We start from the raw sequence: 2827 nt of genomic DNA, 5'->3' as shown, positions 1-2827 counted from the left end.
GGTTTATTGACGATTATTTGTTAACTTAATTATTTTTAAGTTGACATAAAATATTCAAAAAGTTTATCCTGAATTTATATTACAGAAAAGGAGAGCAATTTACATGAAGTTTAAAGCACTTGATTTAACTCTAGCATCTATGTTTGTCGGTCTAATGGCTATTGGGGCGAACATTACCTCGTTTGTGCCGTTTATGGTAATTGGCGGGGTACCGATTACACTCCAAACCTTTTTTGCCATTCTGGCAGGGATCATCCTTGGCAGCCGGCTGGGAGCAATTTCAATGACTGTATACGCACTAGTAGGATTAGTGGGTGTACCGGTGTTTGCCAAGTTCGGCGCTGGCATGTCTACTTTCATCAGTCCAACATTTGGATTTATCCTTTCATTTATCCTAACGGCCTATGTTGCAGGTAAAATTGTTGAGAAGAACCGCACACTTTCTGCATTTGTCATTGCTTCATTAATTGGACTTGTCATCAATTATGTATTCGGAACGAACTGGATGTATTTTGCTTATAAATTCTGGGCCGCTGCACCAGAAGGCTTTACTTATAAAATGGCCTGGCTATGGATGGTTGTCCCTCTTCCAAAAGATATTATCCTTGCTGTATTCGCCGGCATGATGGGTCATAGACTCGAAAAATCTGTTTTGTCCAAAGGCAGCTTCAAACACTTAAGAAAAGCAGCTTAAAAGGGGGATGGGTCAATGGGATACTGGAAGGAGTTAGCGCAGGGCGTACTTGATGGGAACGAGCTGTCTGATGCAGAGGCTTTAAGTATACTTGAATGTCCCGACAATGAATTGCTCGAATTGCTCCAGGCAACATACACGATACGCCATCACTATTATGGAAATCGGGTAAAGCTAAATATGATTATCAATACAAAATCGGGAATGTGTCCGGAAAATTGCGGTTACTGTGCGCAATCGAGCGTCTCCGATGCCCCTATCCAAAAGTATCGAATGATGGATAAGGACACGATCCTAAAAGGAGCAGAACAAGCTTTTAACCTGAATGCTGGCACTTATTGCATCGTTGCCAGCGGCAGAGGACCAAGTGAAAAGGAAATTGATACTGTTACTTCGGCAGTGGAGGAAATTAAAGCAAAATATGGCCTTAAGGTTTGCGCCTGTCTCGGAATTCTTAAACCTTCACAAGCAGAAAGGCTCAAGTCTGCTGGTGTTGACCGATATAACCATAACCTCAACACTTCCTCTAACCATCACGATACCATCACGACATCACATACATACGAAGATCGGGTCAATACGGTCAAGCTTGTTAAAAATTCCGGGATTTCACCATGCTCCGGAGTAATTATAGGTATGAAGGAAACAAAGCAAGATGTGGTCGATATGGCCAGGAGCCTGAAGGTACTGGACGCTGATTCAATTCCAGTCAATTTCCTCCACGCGATTGACGGTACCCCTCTTGCAGGAACCGATGAATTGAATCCCAGGTATTGCTTAAAAGTCCTTTGCCTGATGCGATTCATCAATCCAACAAAAGAAATCAGGATTTCCGGCGGCAGAGAGGTTAATTTGCGAAGCTTGCAGCCTCTAGGCCTTTACCCTGCCAACTCAATTTTTGTTGGGGACTATCTAACAACAGCAGGCCAAGAAACGACTGCTGACCATAAAATGCTCGAAGACCTCGGGTTTGAAATTGAGTTTTCGAAGGAAGAAATTACAGCATAGTTTGCATGTCAACGAAGGACTTTATGTATATAATCACGCTTGTCATATGAAACGCTAAATTAAGAAGTTGTCTGGCAATCCTCAGCCAGACAACTTTTAATTTCACTTCTTCATAATATCCTGTTCAATTTTTCTGTGATCCGGTTTCTTTGGATAATCAGCAGTACCTTCAGGAGGAGCAGTGGAATCTCCTCTTTTGTCGAAGTAATTGTTTTTATTTTTCATTAATTATTCCCATTTCATATTACATACCTGGTTGATGCTCCTTTAATTGCTTCTCGATCGCCTTATCCCTCTCTCCCCCGTCAGCAAGCTCTTCAGAAAACTCATGCTCCTGAAGTCCTGGCTTTCCCACCAGCTTAGAACTCGCAATTGTTTCAGCAGAAAGATTGTTGTTAGCTGCTCCTTCTTCTTTCCATTTACCCATCATGTTCCCTCCTTTTTTCTTACTATTTGTTAAACCAGCTTCTATCATTCCTTCACAACATGCATAACAACAACTTGTTCGACGAAACATTTAAAGGATAACAAGTTTACTTTTTACTTTTACGTGTAAATAAACTAGGAATCATCGTCAGAGTTTATAAACAGTATAATTTTTCATCAGCTTAACCCCCAAGCCTTTTCCTGGCATTAAACATACTTGAGAAAGCCGGGATTGTAATGGAAGCAATGATTCTTACAAAAGAAACTACATAAAGGAGATAAGATTGATGGGAATACCACATGATAAAAGTCTGGATAACAGTATCGCCTTAATGAATGAAGGCTACCTTTTCATTTCGAATCGAATGGAGCGCTATCATTCAGATATTTTTGAGGCACGGCTTCTCGGTGAACAAGTCATTTGCTTTACTGGCGAAGAAGCAGCAAAGATTTTTTATGATACCGACCGTTTTCAAAGAAAAGGGGCTGCACCTAAACGAGTACAGAAAACTTTGTTTGGCGAGAATGCCATTCAAACGATGGATGGAGAGGCACATATACATAGGAAATTGCTTTTCTTATCGCTTATGACCCCTCCAAATCAATTAAGACTTTCTCGTTTGGTTACTGACTTGTGGAGGGCATCAATAGAGAAATGGGAAGAAGCAGACCAAATCATCCTGTTTGAGGAGGCAAAAC

The 2827-nt window shown here is 41.1% G+C and carries 4 protein-coding genes and 1 pseudogene; 3 read left to right on the top strand and 2 right to left on the bottom strand.

Annotated elements, in window-relative coordinates:
• Window positions 1-103: 103 nt before the first annotated feature.
• Window positions 104-694: a biotin transporter BioY gene (locus ACH0QE_RS08675; RefSeq protein WP_415800304.1), complete on the top strand. Its 591-nt coding sequence runs from the start codon at window positions 104-106 to the stop codon at window positions 692-694.
• A 15-nt stretch (window positions 695-709) separates the two neighbouring features.
• Window positions 710-1702: a biotin synthase BioB gene (gene bioB / locus ACH0QE_RS08670; protein WP_415800303.1), complete on the top strand. Its 993-nt coding sequence runs from the start codon at window positions 710-712 to the stop codon at window positions 1700-1702.
• Between the two features lie 102 nt (window positions 1703-1804).
• On the opposite strand, the gene ACH0QE_RS08665 is transcribed toward bioB, so the two are convergent.
• The gene (locus tag ACH0QE_RS08665; RefSeq protein WP_415800302.1) at window positions 1805-1927 is read right to left on the bottom strand and encodes a hypothetical protein; all 123 of its coding nucleotides are present in this window, start codon (window positions 1925-1927) and stop codon (window positions 1805-1807) included.
• A gap of 19 nt (window positions 1928-1946) precedes the next feature.
• The gene (locus tag ACH0QE_RS08660; protein WP_415800301.1) at window positions 1947-2132 is read right to left on the bottom strand and encodes a hypothetical protein; all 186 of its coding nucleotides are present in this window, start codon (window positions 2130-2132) and stop codon (window positions 1947-1949) included.
• Between the two features lie 283 nt (window positions 2133-2415).
• On the opposite strand from ACH0QE_RS08660, the pseudogene ACH0QE_RS08655 reads away from it, so the two are divergent.
• Window positions 2416-2827 (top strand): annotated as a pseudogene (locus ACH0QE_RS08655) (cytochrome P450); the annotation flags it as partial.

Origin of the sequence: Mesobacillus sp. (assembly GCF_047739415.1) — a bacterium.
GTDB lineage: Bacteria > Bacillota > Bacilli > Bacillales > Cytobacillaceae > Mesobacillus.
The sequence above is the reverse complement of the archived record's forward strand: the minus strand, read 5'-3'. Positions and strand labels throughout refer to the sequence as shown.